The organism is Thermoclostridium caenicola, from assembly GCF_900142095.1.
Lineage (GTDB): Bacteria > Bacillota > Clostridia > DSM-8532 > DSM-8532 > Thermoclostridium_A > Thermoclostridium_A caenicola.
This window is the reverse complement of record NZ_FQZP01000012.1, coordinates 22168-40423: the sequence shown is the minus strand read 5'-3', so window position 1 is coordinate 40423 and position 18256 is coordinate 22168. Positions and strand designations below refer to the sequence as shown.

Sequence of the window (18256 nt, the reverse complement as noted above, 5' to 3'; positions counted from 1 at the left end):
TGTCAACTAGAAAACGAGATTATTGTATGGTATAATTATTTCGTCATCCTAGGATGTGGATTGAAATTTTAAAATGGAGATTATGAATTGCCGCTTGTATATTTCTTATGATACATACAGGCGGCTATTCATATAAGAGTAGTTCCATATTGCTTTCTTCTATAACACCTAATTTGCTATGATAAAATCCATCTTTCAGGATTAATACTCCATCAATTGGAGAATTGACAAAAGCTCTTTTTTCTTCCAATAGCCTGAATTGACTTTCGAAAATGTTTACGGCGTACTGCTGCAACTCTTTCAGACATTCTAACTTTTCAGAAAGTGATTTACTTCCCAATAAATCAGTTATTATTCGTCTTCCCTCACCATATGGTACTAAAACAGTTCTTGTGTTATCATCAATTACCCTAAAATTATCAGCAGCAGTTCTGAACATATGAAGAAGCTGAAAAGGATATTGCTTTCCCGTCAAGTCCTCGTATGCCATTTCCTTTTGCTTTTGACCTGATAATATGCTGTACAGTTTTTCGTTTATTTCTTTACAATAATAATCCATTTGAGTGCTTATTTCTGAATCTGAATAATAGTATTTGTAATATTGAAGGATTGCAGCCGGGGATAATAAATCATTATCAAACTTTTCGGGATTGTTACTATATTCGTGTAGTATTGTACGGGTATGCTTTTGTCCAAGTTCTATTTCTTTCAAATTCTTAAGCACTTCATCCCTGACATTTATTATGTAGGTCTCTTTTATTTCCCCCTCTCCATGCCTATTTCCTCTACCTGATGCCTGCGCTACAGAATCAAGTCCGGCCAAACTTCTAATTACGGTTTCAAAACTAATATCTACACCAGCTTCTATTAGCTGTGTACTAATACAAATAATATGTTCATTAGATTTCAGCTTATCCTTGATTTCACTAATCACCTTTTTTCTATGAGCAGGACATAGATTTGTACTTAAATAATAGATATTGATATTACCTTCATTACGTTCTTCTGCAACTTTATATATTTTCTCTGCTGCTTTTTTAGTATTTAATATTACTAATACACTGTTATAGCGAGCTTTCAGATTATAAACAAAGTCTACTACCGTATCTACTGTGTATCCCCCCTCAATAAGTCGAGGGATAACGTTCATCCTTTTAAATTCAGTAAAAAGTTTTGAAGGGGTCGAAATAATATTGGGACTATCAGAAATCATAATTGGTCTGACAACCTCCGATAAATTAGGTTGTGTAGCAGAAGACAAAACAATAGTGCAATGACATATTTTATTAAGATAATTGATTGTATCGTTAAATAATGAAATACATTTAATTGGTAATGCTTGAATCTCATCGAATATCAATATTGAATTATCTAATTGATGGAATCTTCGTATTGAGACAGTTCCAGATTCAAAAAAAGTATTTAAAAACTGAACCATGGTTGTGAAAATAATAGGACAATCCCAACGCTGAACCAATAGCTTATATTTTTCATGTTCTGTTTGTATTACATTGCAATGATGCTCTAAGAGATTATCAGCACAATTAAGTACATTCCTGACCTCACTTGCATTTTGCTCAATAATAGTAGTAAATGGAAGAACATAAATTATCTTTTTCATGCCGTGCTTTATTGCATGTTTTAAAGCAAACCTTAAGCTAGAAAAAGTTTTACCACCTCCAGTTGGTACAGTGAGCAAATAAATACCTCTTTCTCTTTGTGCAAAATCCGCACATTCGTCAGAAACTTTAAGTCTTAACTTTTTAATTCTTTCTTCTAAAATAGTGTTCGTCGGTTTTGCCTTTAACTCATTAATTTTATCCTCAAGTCGCATTAGATAATTTTTCCAGAGATCACTTGTATCCAAGCACGGTAATTCCTCTATTCCCTCCATGAATAAATAAGTATCCAATCTGTCACAATCTATTACAATGCTATATAGATGTTTTATCAATAAATGAAGCGTAAACGAAACAGATAATCTCTCTGTTTTTACTTTTCTCATAATATTGTTCAACTCATTACATGCTTCTGAGAAAAGGCTATCTATATCTTTTTCACTGCAGACAATATCAAAAAAACGATTAATACATGTATAATATTGTGTATCAAGATTTTCTGGTTTGAGACGATTAAGCAGAGGAACTTGACAATCCATAGTTATAAAATCATTAAGCCCACCATGATGATAGCTAATAACCATAGCTAATATTTCAGATAAGATTTTCTCTGAAACACTGCATGAATCATGAAATTTATTAAAGATATAAAGGGCTCCTATTTTACCGTGATCTATTTTACTTAGAGGTTCTTCCTGATTATCTTGCATGGGGGTATTCATTTTTGATCGAATATAGTCTTGAAATTCATCGCTAAACTTCCCCATATCATGCAGGACACCTGCTAGCCTGGCAATTTTGCCAATGCCTATTCTAGAACCATACTCATCACATTTTGCAGCAACATCTAAGAGATGAACGCTCAATTCATGAATAGCCTTATCAGTTTCTCTGAAGTGTGCTATATATTGCATACAATAACACCAACTATCCTTCACTGATACAGTAGAACTATCTTTTTATACTATTTACCACTCTTGCGGAGTAAATAACTTGATTTTCTATTTATTACCGGATCAATATCGTTATACCGAGGCCGATTGCCTGGGTGTCAACCATTAATTTTGGTCCAAATTGGACGCTCTCGGTAGGCTGAGCGGCAACAGGTATTGCACTGTCCGTTCAATTATCGAGAGTGAAACCAACTAAACTATACATAGGAAAACTATTTTTCAAACTGAGACACATACCTTGAACCGATTGGCATTAAATCGGGAGGTATGGCATTGCATTGCGCACACTATTTGATGAGATTGCCACGCTCCGTTTCACCCCACTCGCAATGACACGGACATATAGCCCGCGCTTTATGATTATGTAAGTAAGAGTATTACTCCGCTTCAGATGTCGGCATGTAAAGAAAGTAATATTGAATGATAAAGCAAACGGCGGGGAAAGCTTCCCCGCCATAAATAACCATATAACTGCCACTAATCCAAAAAACTATTTCTATATTTACGCTGAGCAATTAATAAAGCCGTTCTCAATCATGCGAATTATTCTCAAACACATCCAGGCTTATCACATCCAGCTCTGCGGGCTTTTTGCCCATCTGGAGGCAGCGCAGGACGGCGTAGGCCGTATCAATACTGGTGAGGCACGGGATGGAGCGCTCAACGGCCTTTCTTCTGATCTGGAAGCCGTCTCTTTCGGAGTTTCTGCCCCTGGTGGGCGTGTTGATCACCATCTTGATTTCGCCGGACTCCATCAGGTCAATCAGGTTGGGCGAACCCTCGTTGATCTTCCTCACCGCGTTGGTGGCAATGGCGTGCCTGTTCAGGTAGTTGGCGGTTTTGCCCGTGGCATACAGCTTGTAGCCCAGCCGCTCAAAGCCGTCGGCCAGGTCCACCAGTTCCGGCTTGTCGGTATCGCGCACCGTAAACAGGATACCGCTTCCGGGTTCCGGGAACTTCATGCCTGCCGCCACCAGGCCCTTCAGGGTGGCCTCGTGGACGTTCTTGGCAATCCCCAAAACCTCGCCGGTGGATTTCATCTCAGGGCCAAGGCTGGTGTCCACGTCATGCAGCTTCTCGAAGGAGAAGACCGGCACCTTTACGGCCACATATTCCGATGCCTTGTAGAGCCCGGTGCCATAGGGGAAGTCGGACAGCTTCTTGCCCATCATGATCTGTGTGGCCATCCTGACCATGGGGATACCCGTCACCTTGCTGATGTAAGGCACGGTACGGCTGGACCTGGGGTTAACCTCTATGACATAGACCTGGTCGTTGAACAACACGAACTGGATATTGACCATGCCCACCACATTGAGCGCCCTGGCCAGCTTTTCGGTGTATTCGATGATGGTGTTCCTGGTCTTGAAGGACAGGCTCTGGGGCGGATACATGGATATGGAGTCGCCGGAATGGACGCCTGCCCGCTCCAGGTGTTCCATGATACCCGGAATCAGGATATCCTTGCCGTCGCAGATGGCATCCACCTCGATTTCCTTGCCCATCATGTACTTGTCGATCAGGATGGGATGTTCCTGCTCCTCGCGGCAGATGATCTCCATGAACTCGGTCACGTCATTGTCGTTGTAGGCAATCTCCATGCCCTTTCCGCCAAGGACGTAGGAAGGACGGACCAGCACGGGATAGCCCAGCTTGTTGGCAGCCTCCAGCGCTTCTTCAAGTGTGAAGACCGTGAAGCCCTTCGGCCTTGGAATACCAAGTCTTTCAAGGAGTTCATCAAAGCGCTCCCTGTCCTCGGCCGCATCCACATCCTCCGCCTTGGTGCCGAAGATATGGACGCCTTCGTTGGCAAGGGGATTGGTGAGCTTGATGGCCGTCTGCCCGCCAAACTGGGCGATAACGCCGTCGGGCTGCTCATGGTCGATGATCTCCATAACGTCTTCAGGTGTCAGAGGCTCGAAATAGAGCCTATCCGATGTATCGAAGTCGGTGCTGACGGTTTCCGGGTTGTTGTTGATGATGATGGTTTCATAGCCCAGTTCCTTCAGGCCCCATACCGAATGAACCGAACAGTAGTCAAATTCGATACCCTGCCCGATTCTTATGGGACCAGAGCCCAGCACTACGACCTTCTTGTTCCTGGTAGGAATCGATTCGGTGATCTTGTCGTAGGTGGAATAGTAGTAAGGCGTCTGGGCTTCAAACTCGGCCGCGCAGGTATCCACCATCTTGAAGGCAGGCCTGATGCCGGCCTTATGCCTTCTCTTCCGGATGTCCTTGCTAGTGGCCTTCACGTATTTGGCGATGACGTCATCGGGGAAGCCCATCTTCTTGGCATCCAGGAGCACCTCGTCGGTCAGGGTATCCATGGTAAGCGTCTTCAGCTTCTCTTCCATGGCCACGATATTCCTGAACTTGCTCAGGAACCATCTGTCGATCTTGGTAACTTCAAAGATCTCGTCCAGGCTGAACCCTCTCCTGAGGCATTCGGCAACCACCAGCAGGCGGTTGTCATCCACATTCTTAAGCTTTTCGCGCAAAGCGTCGTCATCCATATCCTTGCACAGGGGTGTCTCCAGCGTGCGGATGCCCAGCTCCAGGGAGCGGATGGCCTTCATCAGCGCCGCCTCGAAGGAGTTGCTGATGGCCATGACCTCGCCGGTGGCCTTCATCTGGGTACCCAGGGTCCTCTTGGCCTTCACGAACTTGTCGAAGGGCCACTTGGGAATCTTCACCACCACATAGTCCAGCGTGGGCTCAAAGCAGGCGTAGGTCTTGCCCGTCACCGCATTCTTGATCTCGTCCAGGCTGTATCCGATGGCAATCTTGGTAGCTACCTTGGCTATCGGATAGCCTGTTGCCTTGGAAGCCAAAGCAGACGAGCGGCTGACGCGTGGGTTGACCTCGATGACGGCATACTCGTAACTGTCCGGATGGAGCGCAAACTGGATGTTGCAGCCACCCTCAATACCCAGCGCAGATATGATCTTCAGGGATGCCGAGCGGAGCATCTGATACTCCCTCTGGGACAGGGTCTGGGAAGGCGCCACCACGATGCTGTCGCCCGTATGTACGCCAACCGGATCGATGTTCTCCATGTTACAAACCGTGATGACATTGCCCTTGCCGTCACGGATCACTTCATACTCGATTTCCTTCCAGCCCGCAACGCACTTCTCGATGAGCACCTGGTGCACCCTGGAAAGGCGCAGACCGTTGGCGCCGATCTCCTTCAGTTCTTCCGGATCGTGGGCTATGCCGCCGCCGGTTCCGCCCAGGGTATAGGCCGGGCGTACCACAACGGGATAGCCGATGCTTTCAGCAAACGCCAGGGCATCCTCGAGGTTGTAGACGATCTTACTCGGTATGCAGGGCTCGCCGATGCGCAGCATGGTGTTCTTGAACTCTTCCCTGTCCTCGGCCATCTTGATGGCTTCAACGGCTGTGCCAAGGAGCTTGACGCCCATTTCGTCCAGGAATCCGGACTCCGCCAGCTCCATGGCCAGGTTCAGGCCCGTCTGACCGCCCAGCGTGGGCAGGATGCTGTCAGGTCTCTCCTTGCGGATTATGTTCTTAACAACATCCACCGTGAGAGGTTCTATATATACCTTGCTGGCGATTTCCGTATCGGTCATGATGGTGGCCGGGTTGCTGTTGACCAGGATGGTCTCTATCCCTTCCTCCTTAAGGGCCCGGCAGGCCTGGGTTCCCGCATAGTCGAACTCCGCCGCCTGGCCGATGATAATGGGCCCCGACCCGATAACAAGTACGCGTTTTACATCTTGTCTTCTAGGCATTTATGAACCTCCCTTGTGTGCTTCCATGGTTTTTATGAAATTGTCGAACAGATAGCGGTTATCTTCGGGACCCGGCGATGCCTCCGGATGGAACTGGACCGTGAAGGTGGGCGTGTCCAGGTAACGGATGCCCTCAACCGTTCCGTCGTTCATGTTGATATGGCTGATCTCGGCTATTGATGGATCCAGGCTCTCAGCCACAACCACATAGCCATGGTTCTGGGATGTGATATAGGTTCTGCCCTGCTTCAGATCTTTTACCGGATGGTTGCATCCCCTGTGCCCGTACTTCAGCTTGGTGGTCTCGCCGCCATGGGCCAGCGCCGTCAGCTGGTGCCCCAGGCAAACGCCGAATATGGGCTTCTTCCCCAGAAGTTGTTTGATCACCTGGATCTGGAACTCGCAGTCCTTGGGATCTCCCGGTCCGTTGGACAGCACGATGCCGTCGGGATTGACGGACAGAACCTCTTCGGCCGTGGCCGTTGCCGGGAAGATGGTCACATCACAGTTCCGTTCAATCAGGGAGTGAACGATGTTGGCCTTGGTGCCATAATCCATCAGGGCCACCTTCAACCCGGTACCCTCAATATGTATGGGTTCCTTGATGGTCACCTCATCAACGGGTTTTACGATGGTATACTCATGGATGGCGGCCTTCCAGTCATCCGGGTTAAAGTTCGGATCGGTGGATATGACACTGTTCATGGTTCCTTTCTCACGCAGGATCCTGGTGAGGGCCCGTGTGTCAATGCCCTGCAGCCCGACGATGTTATGCTCCACCAGGAAATCATTGAGAGTCCGTTTTGAGCGCCAGTTGCTGGGCTCGTCACAAAGCTCCCGGACGATAAAGCCCTTGACCCAGGGCTTCCTGGACTCATTATCATCGTCATTGATTCCGTAATTTCCGATGAGAGGGTAGGTCATGGTCACGATTTGCCCCGCATAGGACGGATCGGTCAGAATTTCCTGATAACCGGTCATACCGGTATTGAATACAATCTCGCCCACGCTGGAGCCCGTCGCTCCGATGGCCTTTCCCTCGAACAGTGTTCCGTCATCAAGCAGCAAAAACGCTTTCATACTGACCTTCTTTCCCTTAAATTTTATTGATTTATCGTCATCCGACGCACACAGGGATTCCTTCCCGCTTCCACCGCGCCGGGATAAACCTTATCCTTATTCGTCAATCGACCGTCACTATTTTTGAGCATATGGGGATGCTTACAGCGCCGAGAGGATGTCATCCCGCATGCGTATGGCCTCCGCGCGTGCCGCTTCCGCAAATTCCTCATGGGTAAACTGGCCTTTCCAGCGTTCCAGCTTGTATGCGCACATGAGGCTCCGTGAAGCATTCACGATGGCGCCAAGGCCGTTCTTGTCGAAGGCGTGCGCCACATCCTGCGCCGTACCGCCCTGGGCCCCGTAACCGGGAACCAGTATCCATGCGTTCGGCATCCTCTTCCTCAGTTCCTTCAGTTGCTCGGGATAGGTGGCTCCCACCACGGCGCCAATCGACGAATAGCCATTCTCGCCGATGAGGGGTTCACCCCATTCCCGCACCAGGTCGGCCATCATTTCGTAAACCCTTCGCCCATCCTCCAGCTTCATGTCCTGGAGCTGGCCCGAGGACGGATTGGAGGTCTTTACCAGGACGAAGATGCCCTTGTTTTCATTCATGCAATCCCCGATGAAGGGTTTGATGCCGTCTATACCCAGGTAAGCGTTAACCGTGAGGGCATCGGCATTGAACGCCCGGCAGGCTTTTCCGAAGATATCGGTCTTGCCCAGGAAGGCCATGGAATAGGCCTCAGCCGTAGGCCCGATATCGTTGCGCTTGCCGTCGGCGATCACGATGAGCCCCTTCTGGCGGCCGTAGGCAATGGTCTCCTCAAGGGCCCACAAGCCTTCTATGCCATACATCTCATAATAGGCCACCTGGGGTTTGATAGCCGGAATGATATCGCAGGTAGCGTCGATGAGCCTTTTATTGAACTCCAGAATGCTCCTTGCGGCAGCCTGGAAGGCGTTATCCACCTGCTGCCTGCATTTTTCCTTAATGGATTCCGGAATGTATTCCAGCTTGGGGTCAAGCCCCAGCACTGATGGGTTGTTCTTCTCCTTAATGGCCTTTCCCAGCCTGTCTGAAAAGTTCATGCCTCCCGTCTCTCTCCTTCTGCGTTTGTTCTTCAGACCTTCCTGCGTTTAGTCAAACGGATATGTTCAAAGTTATTCATCTTTATACACTTCTATTTATCATTATACACTATCTTTCCGCCAACGAAAGTATATTTTACTCTTCCACAAACCCTGAAGCCGCCGAATGGCGTATTTTTGCTCTTGCATAAAAATTCATCAGGATCTATTATATATTCCTCGTTAAGATTTACCAAGACCAAATCCGCATCGGCACCTGTCCGGATATCTCCCTTGTTTATCTTCAGGATCTCTGCAGGTTTTGCAGACATCTTGTCAACCAGTTGATTCATTGTCAGGATACCCGGTTTCACCAGGTAGGTCAGCGCAAGGGGCAGCGCCGTTTCAAAACCGACGATACCATTTGGCGCAAGCTCAAACTCCACGTTTTTCTCGTCAAAATGGTGGGGCGCATGATCGGTGGCGATGATGTCGATGGTGCCATCCCTCAACCCCTCGATCACCGCGTCAACGTCCTCCTGGGTTCTTAAGGGCGGATTCATCTTGGCGTTTGTGTTATAGCCCTCGCAGGCCTTTTCGGTGAGCGTGAAGTAATGGGGACATGTTTCGGCGGTCACGCGGACGCCCCTCTTTTTGGCCTGGCGGATCATCTCCACGGATCCCCTGGTGGAGACATGGGCGATGTGCACGGGCATTCCCGTGTACTCGGACAGGATGATCTCCCTGGAAACCATCACATCCTCGGCAGCCGATGGTATTCCGTGAAGACCAAGCCTAGTACAGGTTTCCCCCTCGTTCATGCTCCCGCCTTCGGCAAGGTTGAGATCCTCGCAGTGGGAGATGACGGTAAGGCCAAACCCGTTGGCATAAATCAGGGCCTTTTTCATGACCGAGGCCTGCATGACGGGCCTTCCGTCATCGGACACGGCAACGATACCGGCCTCCTTCATGCTGCCCATCTCGGAAAGCTCATTCCCTTCAAGGCCCTTGGTGATGGCCCCGATGGGATAGATATTGACCACACCCTCGCGGCTGGCTTTATCCATAATGGTCCTTACGATGCTTTCGTTATCGATAACCGGATTGGTGTTGGGCATGCAGGCAATGGAGGTGAAACCTCCCTTGGCGGCACTCATGGAGCCGGTCCGGATATCTTCCTTGTATTCATAGCCCGGATCCCGTAAATGGCAGTGGGCATCCACCAGTCCTGGAAGCACAGCAAGACCGGTTGCATCAATCACCAGATCGGCCGCTTCGTTAATGCCTTCCCCAATCCGGCTGATCCTTCCGTTCTCTATCAGGATGTCCCTGTTGGTTTCGGTTTTATCCCTGGTGATGATGGTTCCATGCTTTATCAAGATTTTCAATGCTCTTCCCTCCCCGCCAAAAGATACAGCAGCGCCATGCGCACGGCCACGCCGTTGGTGACCTGTTCATTGATTTTGGACTGGTCCGAATCGATGAGGAGGGAGGTCATCTCCACACCCCGGTTGACGGGCCCCGGGTGCATCACCAGGACATCCTTTTTCGCGGCAGCGAGGTGATGCACATCCAGCCCAAAGAAACGGGCATATTCTTCAGTGGAAGGTATCAGAGCTTTCTTCAGCCTCTCCTTCTGTATGCGAAGTCCCATGATCACATCCGCATCAGAAATGGCCTCCTCCAGGCTTGAGCAGATCTGGCATCCCATGTTCTCTATTCCTATGGGCAGAAGCGTTGCCGGTGCGAAAACGCGCACCTTTGCTCCCATCTTGCCCAGTCCGATGATATTGCTCCTGGCTACCCGGCTGTGCATGATGTCCCCGATAATGGCCACCGTCAGCCCTTCGAGCCCGCCTTTTGCCTCCTGCATGGTAAACATGTCCAGCAAGGCCTGCGTGGGATGCTCGTGCATCCCGTCTCCGGCGTTGATCACCGAAGCGTTTATATGCTTTGCCAGAAGATGCGGAGCTCCCGGCTGGGAATGGCGAATCACCACGATATCGCTCCCCATCACGTCCAGGGTTTTACCGGTGTCGATGAGGGTTTCACCCTTGGCTACGCTGCTGGTGGATACCGAAACATTTACCGCATGGGCGCCCATGTATTTGGCTGCCAACTCAAAGGAAACACGGGTCCGCGTGCTGTTTTCGTAGAAAAGTGTTATCACGCTCCGACCCTGAAGGTAGTTGACGCGTTTCATATTGCTTTGAACGATTTTCTTCATGTCTTTGGCCATATCCAGGATGAGGTTAATCTCATCCGGCTCCAGGTGCTCAAGACCCAGAAGATCCTTTGAGCGAAGCTTCATAGTTCTTTCCGCCTTTCCTTCCTGTTTGTACGCTAATAGCCGTATGTGTAAAAAAATAGTAAGACCGTGGTCTTACTATTGTTAACAAAGCCTTATTTTTTTAAATAACAATCCCGAAAGAGAAAAGATACCTCCCCCGCTTTCCTGCGCGGGCATATATGGTCCAATCAGTTTACTGCACCCAATATACACCATACCTTTTCTCCTTCGCTCCAAATGTCTCAAATATGATAACACAGATATTACGGATTGTCTACAAAAAAATCCAATTTTTTATTTCTCAAACACCTCTATGCCATATGCTGGCTTTTTCAGCAGGGTATCGGCCTTTCCCTCGATCTCTGGTTTGAAGACGCGCTCGACCCATTCTTCCCGCGGTACCTCTTCCACTGCGATGGAGATGGACGTTTCCGCAACACCGATGGATTCCATGACAGCCTGTGTAATCATTCTGGAAAGCTTATCCTTCTGCTCCGGGGTTCTTCCCGGGAACATCTTGATCACCACATGGGGCATGGCACATAACCTCCTTTTTATTTTTCATAAGCATATACCAATAACCGGGCCTGGATCAAGCGTAGTTTGTTGGCAGCCCATCGTGTCATTGCGAGGAGCACAGCGACGAAGCAATCCCAATCACTTTCATGGCGGCTTGCGAACCATAAGCTGATTGCCGCGCATCGCTTTCGAGGTGCGCGCAATGACAGTTATGCTGTGGCGTTGTGGGTTGTCGGGATTGCCGCGCTTCACTCCGTTCCGCTCGCAATGACAGGGGTGTGGCGGTGAGGGTATGATGATACTGCGAACTGCACCCTCAACGCTGCGCCCGCAATGACAAAATAGGGTATCCGCAAAGGCTTAAGGCGTAAGGCCTACGGGGATTGGCAAGTATTGCGATTGATAGGGCTGAAGTTTCCCTGTACAATGAATATATCCATAAATATAATATCATGGGTTTAGAATGTGGGGTCCAAAATGAACGAACAAAGAAAATCAAAGAAGTTTCAGTCATACATCAATAGCATCAATAATAGGCTCACTTCCATGAACAAGGGAAGCAAAACCCTCCTGAGGATTGCTTCCATCGCGCTGCTGGCGGGAATCCTGTTTGCCGCATTTCTTCTGGTCTCTACTCAGGCCGGGTTAAAGCTTTTTGAGAACCAGCTGCAGATGGTGGAATGGGTCATCATTTATATTTTCAGGGTATGGGGTCTGTTAGTCTGCGGCGCCTTGATCCTGGACTATCTGAAAGGTGGCCAGGATTCATAAACTGCGCTTCTGCTCCCGGTTCTGTCTCAATGGACCCCACGATCGGCCGACACCCACCGGCGGCTTAACAACATAATGCAAAGGACGGTACGACCTCTCTCCAGGATGGTCCGCACCGTCCTTTTTTTATTTGATCTCAACGTTGTTTAAATTGGGAACGATCTCGATCCAGGTCTGTCCCTTGTTAAGAACCAGCGGCTCCCCGGATTCAAGGGTCAGCACCGTCTGGGCATCCCGCGCTTTCTTGGACCAGGTGAGCTTCACGGCTTTTCCGCCTGTTATGTACCATCCTTCCCCCGTTCCGATATCATTCAGGTTGATCCGGCCGTACTTGTCATTGGGGATGGGCGGCGATGCCATCTTGAGAATGATGATGTTGCGCACGCTCACCTGCTCACCAGTATTGCGCTCCATATGGGGTTTGCCCATACGAATCCGCTTGTACAGCTTTGTCACCGGATCATAGCTATAGCCGCAGTTGCTGCCGGAAGATGCGAATTTGATGCTGATCTCTTCGGCAGTCTGCCCGCCCTCCGGAATGGTCATTTGATCATGGTATTTGAAAGGGAATATCTTCTTGGGCGTTGTGGCATACTTGAGCCGTTCTGCTTCCTTCAGCACCCGTTCCCTGGACGTGTAGGAGTCCTGCCAGTTCTTCGGGTCGTTGGTGATGTCCCAGAAGGCGTTTCCATGGACCAGTCCATCGATGTTGTTGATGCCCAGCTTTTTGATATCGGCCTTGGCGTAGTCGCTTCCGCCAAAATGGGTATAGATGGCATCATACTCCATGGCAAAATCCAGGAAGTAGTGTCGCGAACTCCTCACCGGCCCGATCATGTCGGGCATGGTATCCCAGAAGATGGCCATAAAGCGGGTGATCCCGCCTTCGGTTAGGATTTCATAGACAATCTGAGCCTGGGAAATACCTCCCTGGGGAAGCACCTTGTCACCCTGGTTGTCTATCATGACCGCCACCGGCCGCACGTTGGGATCCGGAACCACAAAGCCAGAATTATCGTCCGGCGGAGGCGTCTCCGTCGGCTCAGGCGTTGGAGACGGCTCCACCACAACGATATCCGGTGTTTCGGCTGCCGGCGTTTCTTCAGCGCCGACTTGAGCCTGACGGTCTCCGCATGAATACAGGAAAAGAAGCGCCAGCATCATTACGGCCAGCAGCGCACGTTTTCCCAGCATAACCTGGTACACCTCATTTTCTTCTTTTGTAGAAATCCAGGAATCACTGAGGATTACTCGTTATCCTCGTCCTCTTCATCCTCGTAATCGTCGTCTTCGTATTCCTCAATCTGCTCCTGGAAGGCTTCGAAGGCCCGTTCCAGCTCATCGTCATCCTCTACCGGAACCAGGTATTCCTCGTCGCCGTCCTTTTCGATTTTCATGATGATGACCTCGGCTTCGCAGTCATCGCATTCCTCGCATTCGTGTTCGTCAACGGGAAGCAGAACCACATATTCATTGTCGTCTACCAGGACTGTATCCAGGTATTCGGCCTTTATGGTATCCCCGTCTTCACCTGTCAGTTCGATGATTTCGTTTTCGTAATCCATAGTAAATTCTCCCTTCGGTTTAATGTCTGGAATACAGCGTATTCCGTTATTTTTGTATTGAATCCAGATAACTTTGCAGAATGAAGGCAGCTGCCATCTGATCAATCCGCCCCTTCTGCTTTTTTGTATTGATACCCATGTCGCGCATGGCACGCTGGGCCATCACGGTTGTGAGCCGCTCATCCCATGGCTTGATCTCCACTTCGGGTAACCGTTCCCTGAGGCGTTCCATAAATTCTCTTGTTCTCTCCTCACGAAATCCCGAAGAACCATCCATGTTTTTCGGCAAACCAACCACAATCAGGGGGCACTGATATTGCCCGGCCAGTTCGCAGATCCTGTCAAGCGGCTTTTGTACATCACCCCGCCATTGAATGGTTTCAAGCATCTGAGCGGTCCACCCCATTGGGTCACTCACAGCGACGCCGATTCTGGCATCACCATAGTCGATACATAATATGCGCATAATTGACTCCATTTATGTTTTTAATGTGCAACATGGGCCGAACCGAAACAGGTACTCAACGCATCGCTTTTCCAGGCATGATCTCCTTTCGGAAATCAGCCCGGAAAAGAATGGAAGGGATACTTTCCTCGATCATAAACCATAGCCTGTCAAAATGCAATGACTTTCGCATCACAGAAATTCTATCATGCTGTCTTCCCACATCTCAGGCGCTTCATAACCGAGGAGGTTAACGGCTGTGGCGGCGATATTGGCCAGTCCGAACTCGCCTTCCTTCAGCCTGTATTTCCCCTGGTTCTTCGGATCGAAGATGATAAAGGGTACCTTGTTCAGGGTATGGCTGGTCTTGGCCTTAACCCTGCCGTCCTTGTCCACCTTGGGCTTTCCGGACTTATCCAGCTCATACATCTCGTCCGCATTGCCGTGGTCGGCCGTGATGATGGCCACGCCTTCAAGCTTCTCAATAACCGGCAGGATCCTGCCCAGGCAGAGATCCACCGTTTCCACGGCAATCTTTGCGGCATGGAAACTTCCGGTATGGCCAACCATATCGCCATTGGCGAAATTGCATCTGGCAAAGGTGTATTTGCCTGTTTCCAACTCTTCGATCAGCCTGTCGGTAATCTCGGCCGCCTTCATCCAGGGCCTCTGCTCGAAGGGCACGATATCGGAAGGAATCTCGATATAGGTTTCCAGTTCCTCGCTGAACTTGCCGCTGTTGTTTCCGTTCCAGAAATAGGTCACATGGCCGAACTTCTGGGTTTCGGAGATGGCCAGCTGGGTCACGCCCGTTTTTGCCAGGTATTCGCCCATGGTGTTCTTGATGGCAGGCGGATTGACCAGGAATCGTCTGGGAATGTGGAGGTCTCCGTCATATTCCAACATGCCGGCATAGGTCACCCTGGGATAGCGCACACGGTCAAACTTGTCGAAGTTTTCTTCCTCAAAGGCGCGGCTGATCTCAATGGCCCTGTCGCCGCGGAAGTTGAAGAAGATCACGCTGTCCCCGTCTTCAATGGTGCCAACCGGTTTTCCGTCCTCGGCAATGACAAAGGCCGGCAGATCCTGGTCGATAGCGCCCGTCTCCTTGCGGAGGGTTTCAATGGCTTCCTGGGCGCTGGAGAAGTACCTGCCTTCGCCCAGCACATGGGTCTTCCAACCGCGCTCCACCATGTCCCAGTTGGCTTCGTAACGATCCATGGTGATGAACATGCGACCGCCGCCGCTGGCGATGCGCACATCGAAGGAATCGCTTCTCAGGCTGCTTAAGAATTCCTCGAAGGGAATCACGTATTCCAGCGCGGAGGTTTCGCCCACGTCGCGGCCATCCAGAAGGATGTGCACGCGCACCCTCCTGACGCCTTCCTGGGCCGCCCGCTTGATCATGGCCTTCAGGTGGTCAATGTGGGAATGGACGTTACCGTCGCTGAACAGGCCGATGAAATGGAGCGTGGAGTTGTTCTTCAGGCAGTTGTCGCGGATCTCGATCCAACCCTTGCCCTGGAACATGTTCCCGCTTTCAATGGCCTCGGTAACCAGTTTTGCGCCCTGGGAAAAGACCTGGCCTGCACCGATCGCGTTATGGCCGACCTCGGAATTACCCATGTCCGCATCGCTGGGAAGTCCCACTGCGGTACCGTGAGCTTTGAGCAATGTATGCGGGCATGTCCTGAGCAGTTTGTCCAGGTTGGGCGTATAACCGGCTGCAACCGCGTTGCCTTCGGTCACATTGGTGATGCCGATTCCATCCATCACAACGATCAGCAAAGGTCCCTTGCTTTTCTCATAACCGTTCTTTTTGAGCATATCTTCATTACCTGTCCTTCCTCTAGTTTGGGTAATTATTTTCCATCTATCGATGATCCCGGATGAACATGCCGGCTGATTCATTCCGGCCGTTCATCCCCGGATATCTCTAGTATCGGTCTTTTTATATCATATCATGATGTCCGGCACAATCCCGAACAGGAATTTTGTGCCCGGCATAATGCTGTTTTTTAAACAACGACGTATGGATTGCAGGTGTAATAACGAGGACGGTTCCTTGCGGGAACCGTCCCCGTTGTCTGCTCTGTTTTCAGCCATCAGCCTGCCTTAACGATTTTCTCAAACTCGTCCAGCTTCAGGCTTGCGCCGCCAACCAGGCCGCCGTCGATATTGGGCATGGCAAACAGTTCAGCCGCATTGGAAGCCTTCACGCTTCCGCCGTAAAGGATGCGGGTCTTCTCGGCCACATCATTGCCGTAAAGCTCTGCGATGAGCTGGCGGATGATGGCGCATACCTCTTCGGCCTGCTCATTGGTGGCTGTCTTACCGGTTCCGATGGCCCAGATGGGTTCATAGGCGATAACCAGCCTGGAAACTTCCTCGGCGGACAGGCCAAGGAGGGCAATCTTGATCTGATACCTGACATGCTCGGCGGTTACGCCCTGCTCTCTCTGGGTAAGGGACTCGCCGCAGCATATGATGGGGATCATACCAGCGTCCAGGATGGCCCTTGCCTTCTTGTTGACCATCTCGTCGGTTTCACCGAAATATTCGCGCCGCTCGGAATGGCCGATGATGACATAGTCCACATTGAGTTCCTTCAGCATGGCGCAGGAAACTTCGCCGGTATAGGCGCCGTTTGCCTCCCAGTGCACATTCTGTGCGGCCACCTTGATGTTTGAGCCCTTTGCGGCCTCGACCACAGCGGGAATGCAAACAAAGGGGACACCTACAACAACCTCGGACTTGGCATCGGCAACCAGACCCTTCAGACCCTCAACAAAAGCCTTGGCCTCGGAGGGGGTCTTGTTCATTTTCCAGTTGCCTGCTGCCATAATTCTACGTTCTGCCATCTGTATTTCATCCTTTCATGCGTTTTACTTTTTCTCGTTCAGTACGGCAATGCCGGGAAGCTCCTTGCCTTCAAGGAATTCGAGGGAAGCGCCGCCACCGGTGGAGATGTGGGTGATCTTGTCGGCAAAGCCCATCTGCTCAACGGCTGCAGCAGAGTCACCGCCGCCAACGATGGTCACAGCGCTGGATGCAGCCAGGGCTTCGGCGATCTTCCTGGTACCAACGGCAAACTTCTCCATTTCGAAAACGCCAACGGGGCCGTTCCATACAACGGTCTTGGCGCTCTTGATGGCCTCGGAGAACAGTTCGACGGACTTGGGACCGATATCCAGACCCATCCAGCCATCGGGTATCTTGTCGGATTCGACAATCTGGGTTTCGGTGTTGGGATCGAATTCCTTACCGACAACATTGTCTATGGGCAGCAGCAGCTTGACACCCTTCTTTTCTGCCTTGTCCAGAAGGTTGGCAGCCAGTTCCACCTTATCCTCTTCATACTTGGAGTTGCCGACAGAGTAGCCCTTGGCCTTGAAGAAGGTGTAGGCCATGCTTCCGCCGATGATGAGGGTATCCACTTTTTCCAGGAGGCTCTCGATAACACCGATCTTGTCGGAAACCTTCGCACCGCCCAGGATGGCGACAAAGGGCCTGTCCGGATTCTCAAGGGCCTTGCCCATGATCTCAAGTTCCTTCTTGATCAGGAAACCGCTTACGGCAGGCAGGTAATCAGCCAGGCCAGCCGTGGACGCATGAGCCCTGTGGGCGGTACCGAACGCGTCGTTCACATAGATATCGGCCATGGAAGCCAGTTCCTTCGCAAAGGCCGGATCGTTCTTGGTTTCTTCCTTGTGGAAGCGGACATTTTCCAGCATGAGGATTTCGCCCGGCTTCAGGGCAGCTGCCTTGGCCTTGGCATCTTCACCGATGACATCGGCTGCAAGAATAACTTCCTTGCCCAGAAGCTCGCCCAAACGCTTGGCAGCCGGCTTCATGCTGTACTTGGGTTCGGGACCTTCCTTGGGTCTTCCCAGGTGGGATACCAGGATCAGGCTCGCACCCTGATCGATGATGTGGCGGATGGTGGGAAGCGCAGCCCTGATGCGCTTATCGTCGGTGATATTTCCTTCCGCATCCAGGGGAACGTTGAAGTCTACGCGAGCGATTACTTTTTTGCCTTTCAGGTCAATATCGGCTACTGTCATCTTATTCATCATACTCATACAAACAACTCCTTTTGAAGTTAGAATACTGTGTACACTTTGGCATACGGCCTTAATTATTCTACCTTATTCTGTGAATATTTTTCAATATAAATCCATAAATTATTGTTAAAAAAAACAC

At 50.2% G+C, this 18256-nt stretch carries 14 protein-coding genes; 1 reads left to right on the top strand and 13 read right to left on the bottom strand.

What is annotated here, in order from left to right:
- Nucleotides 1-124: 124 nt before the first annotated feature.
- From cas3 to F3H12_RS05130, 7 genes are all read right to left on the bottom strand, one after another.
- A complete protein-coding gene (cas3, locus tag F3H12_RS05160) occupies nucleotides 125-2533 on the bottom strand; it encodes a CRISPR-associated helicase Cas3' (protein ID WP_149678297.1) in 2409 nt (802 codons plus the stop codon).
- A gap of 569 nt (nucleotides 2534-3102) precedes the next feature.
- Complete coding sequence (carB, locus tag F3H12_RS05155) at nucleotides 3103-6330, bottom strand: carbamoyl-phosphate synthase large subunit (RefSeq protein ID WP_149678296.1); 3228 nt, start codon at nucleotides 6328-6330, stop codon at nucleotides 3103-3105.
- Entirely contained in the window at nucleotides 6331-7410 is a 1080-nt protein-coding gene (locus F3H12_RS05150; protein WP_149678295.1) for a carbamoyl phosphate synthase small subunit, read from the bottom strand.
- Between the two features lie 141 nt (nucleotides 7411-7551).
- On the bottom strand, nucleotides 7552-8484 hold the full coding sequence (gene pyrF, locus F3H12_RS05145) for an orotidine-5'-phosphate decarboxylase (protein ID WP_149678294.1): 933 nt from the start codon (nucleotides 8482-8484) through the stop codon (nucleotides 7552-7554).
- A gap of 92 nt (nucleotides 8485-8576) precedes the next feature.
- Nucleotides 8577-9851, bottom strand: a complete 1275-nt coding sequence (locus tag F3H12_RS05140) for a dihydroorotase (protein WP_149678293.1) — start codon at nucleotides 9849-9851, stop codon at nucleotides 8577-8579.
- A complete protein-coding gene (locus F3H12_RS05135) occupies nucleotides 9848-10774 on the bottom strand; it encodes an aspartate carbamoyltransferase catalytic subunit (RefSeq protein ID WP_149678292.1) in 927 nt (308 codons plus the stop codon). Before F3H12_RS05135 ends, F3H12_RS05140 begins: the two co-directional genes overlap by 4 nt.
- A gap of 273 nt (nucleotides 10775-11047) precedes the next feature.
- Entirely contained in the window at nucleotides 11048-11290 is a 243-nt protein-coding gene (locus F3H12_RS05130) for a tautomerase family protein (protein ID WP_149678291.1), read from the bottom strand.
- Nucleotides 11291-11749: 459 nt separating this feature from the next.
- Here F3H12_RS05130 and F3H12_RS05125 point away from each other — a divergent pair, with 459 nt between their 5' ends.
- The gene (locus F3H12_RS05125) at nucleotides 11750-12043 is read left to right on the top strand and encodes a hypothetical protein (RefSeq protein ID WP_149678290.1); all 294 of its coding nucleotides are present in this window, start codon (nucleotides 11750-11752) and stop codon (nucleotides 12041-12043) included.
- A gap of 126 nt (nucleotides 12044-12169) precedes the next feature.
- Here F3H12_RS05125 and F3H12_RS05120 read toward each other — a convergent pair whose 3' ends face one another.
- The 6 genes from F3H12_RS05120 to F3H12_RS05095 form a co-directional block, all read right to left on the bottom strand.
- Nucleotides 12170-13237, bottom strand: coding sequence for a DUF3048 domain-containing protein (locus tag F3H12_RS05120; RefSeq protein WP_149678289.1), 1068 nt, complete (start codon nucleotides 13235-13237; stop codon nucleotides 12170-12172).
- A gap of 53 nt (nucleotides 13238-13290) precedes the next feature.
- On the bottom strand, nucleotides 13291-13608 hold the full coding sequence (locus tag F3H12_RS05115) for a DUF1292 domain-containing protein (protein ID WP_149678288.1): 318 nt from the start codon (nucleotides 13606-13608) through the stop codon (nucleotides 13291-13293).
- A gap of 46 nt (nucleotides 13609-13654) precedes the next feature.
- Nucleotides 13655-14074, bottom strand: coding sequence for a Holliday junction resolvase RuvX (gene ruvX, locus F3H12_RS05110; RefSeq protein ID WP_149678287.1), 420 nt, complete (start codon nucleotides 14072-14074; stop codon nucleotides 13655-13657).
- Nucleotides 14075-14245: 171 nt separating this feature from the next.
- Nucleotides 14246-15880: a 2,3-bisphosphoglycerate-independent phosphoglycerate mutase gene (gene gpmI, locus F3H12_RS05105; protein WP_149678286.1), complete on the bottom strand. Its 1635-nt coding sequence runs from the start codon at nucleotides 15878-15880 to the stop codon at nucleotides 14246-14248.
- 278 nt (nucleotides 15881-16158) lie between these two features.
- Nucleotides 16159-16914, bottom strand: coding sequence for a triose-phosphate isomerase (gene tpiA, locus F3H12_RS05100; protein ID WP_149678285.1), 756 nt, complete (start codon nucleotides 16912-16914; stop codon nucleotides 16159-16161).
- Nucleotides 16915-16938: 24 nt separating this feature from the next.
- Nucleotides 16939-18135, bottom strand: coding sequence for a phosphoglycerate kinase (locus tag F3H12_RS05095; protein ID WP_149678284.1), 1197 nt, complete (start codon nucleotides 18133-18135; stop codon nucleotides 16939-16941).
- Between the last annotated feature and the right edge of the window lie 121 nt (nucleotides 18136-18256).

Excerpts from the sequence above, each read along its gene's own strand:
- cas3 (WP_149678297.1), bottom strand. The coding sequence starts at position 2,533 with ATGCAATATATAGCACACTTCAGAGAAACTGATAAGGCTATTCATGAA.
- carB (WP_149678296.1), bottom strand. The coding sequence starts at position 6,330 with ATGCCTAGAAGACAAGATGTAAAACGCGTACTTGTTATCGGGTCGGGG.
- F3H12_RS05120 (WP_149678289.1), bottom strand. The coding sequence starts at position 13,237 with ATGCTGGGAAAACGTGCGCTGCTGGCCGTAATGATGCTGGCGCTTCTT.
- tpiA (WP_149678285.1), bottom strand. The coding sequence starts at position 16,914 with ATGGCAGAACGTAGAATTATGGCAGCAGGCAACTGGAAAATGAACAAG.
- F3H12_RS05135 (WP_149678292.1), bottom strand. The coding sequence starts at position 10,774 with ATGAAGCTTCGCTCAAAGGATCTTCTGGGTCTTGAGCACCTGGAGCCG.
- F3H12_RS05095 (WP_149678284.1), bottom strand. The coding sequence starts at position 18,135 with ATGAGTATGATGAATAAGATGACAGTAGCCGATATTGACCTGAAAGGC.
- pyrF (WP_149678294.1), bottom strand. The coding sequence starts at position 8,484 with ATGAACTTTTCAGACAGGCTGGGAAAGGCCATTAAGGAGAAGAACAAC.
- F3H12_RS05130 (WP_149678291.1), bottom strand. The coding sequence starts at position 11,290 with ATGCCCCATGTGGTGATCAAGATGTTCCCGGGAAGAACCCCGGAGCAG.
- F3H12_RS05125 (WP_149678290.1), top strand. The coding sequence starts at position 11,750 with ATGAACGAACAAAGAAAATCAAAGAAGTTTCAGTCATACATCAATAGC.
- gpmI (WP_149678286.1), bottom strand. The coding sequence starts at position 15,880 with ATGCTCAAAAAGAACGGTTATGAGAAAAGCAAGGGACCTTTGCTGATC.
- F3H12_RS05115 (WP_149678288.1), bottom strand. The coding sequence starts at position 13,608 with ATGGATTACGAAAACGAAATCATCGAACTGACAGGTGAAGACGGGGAT.
- F3H12_RS05150 (WP_149678295.1), bottom strand. The coding sequence starts at position 7,410 with ATGAAAGCGTTTTTGCTGCTTGATGACGGAACACTGTTCGAGGGAAAG.
- ruvX (WP_149678287.1), bottom strand. The coding sequence starts at position 14,074 with ATGCGCATATTATGTATCGACTATGGTGATGCCAGAATCGGCGTCGCT.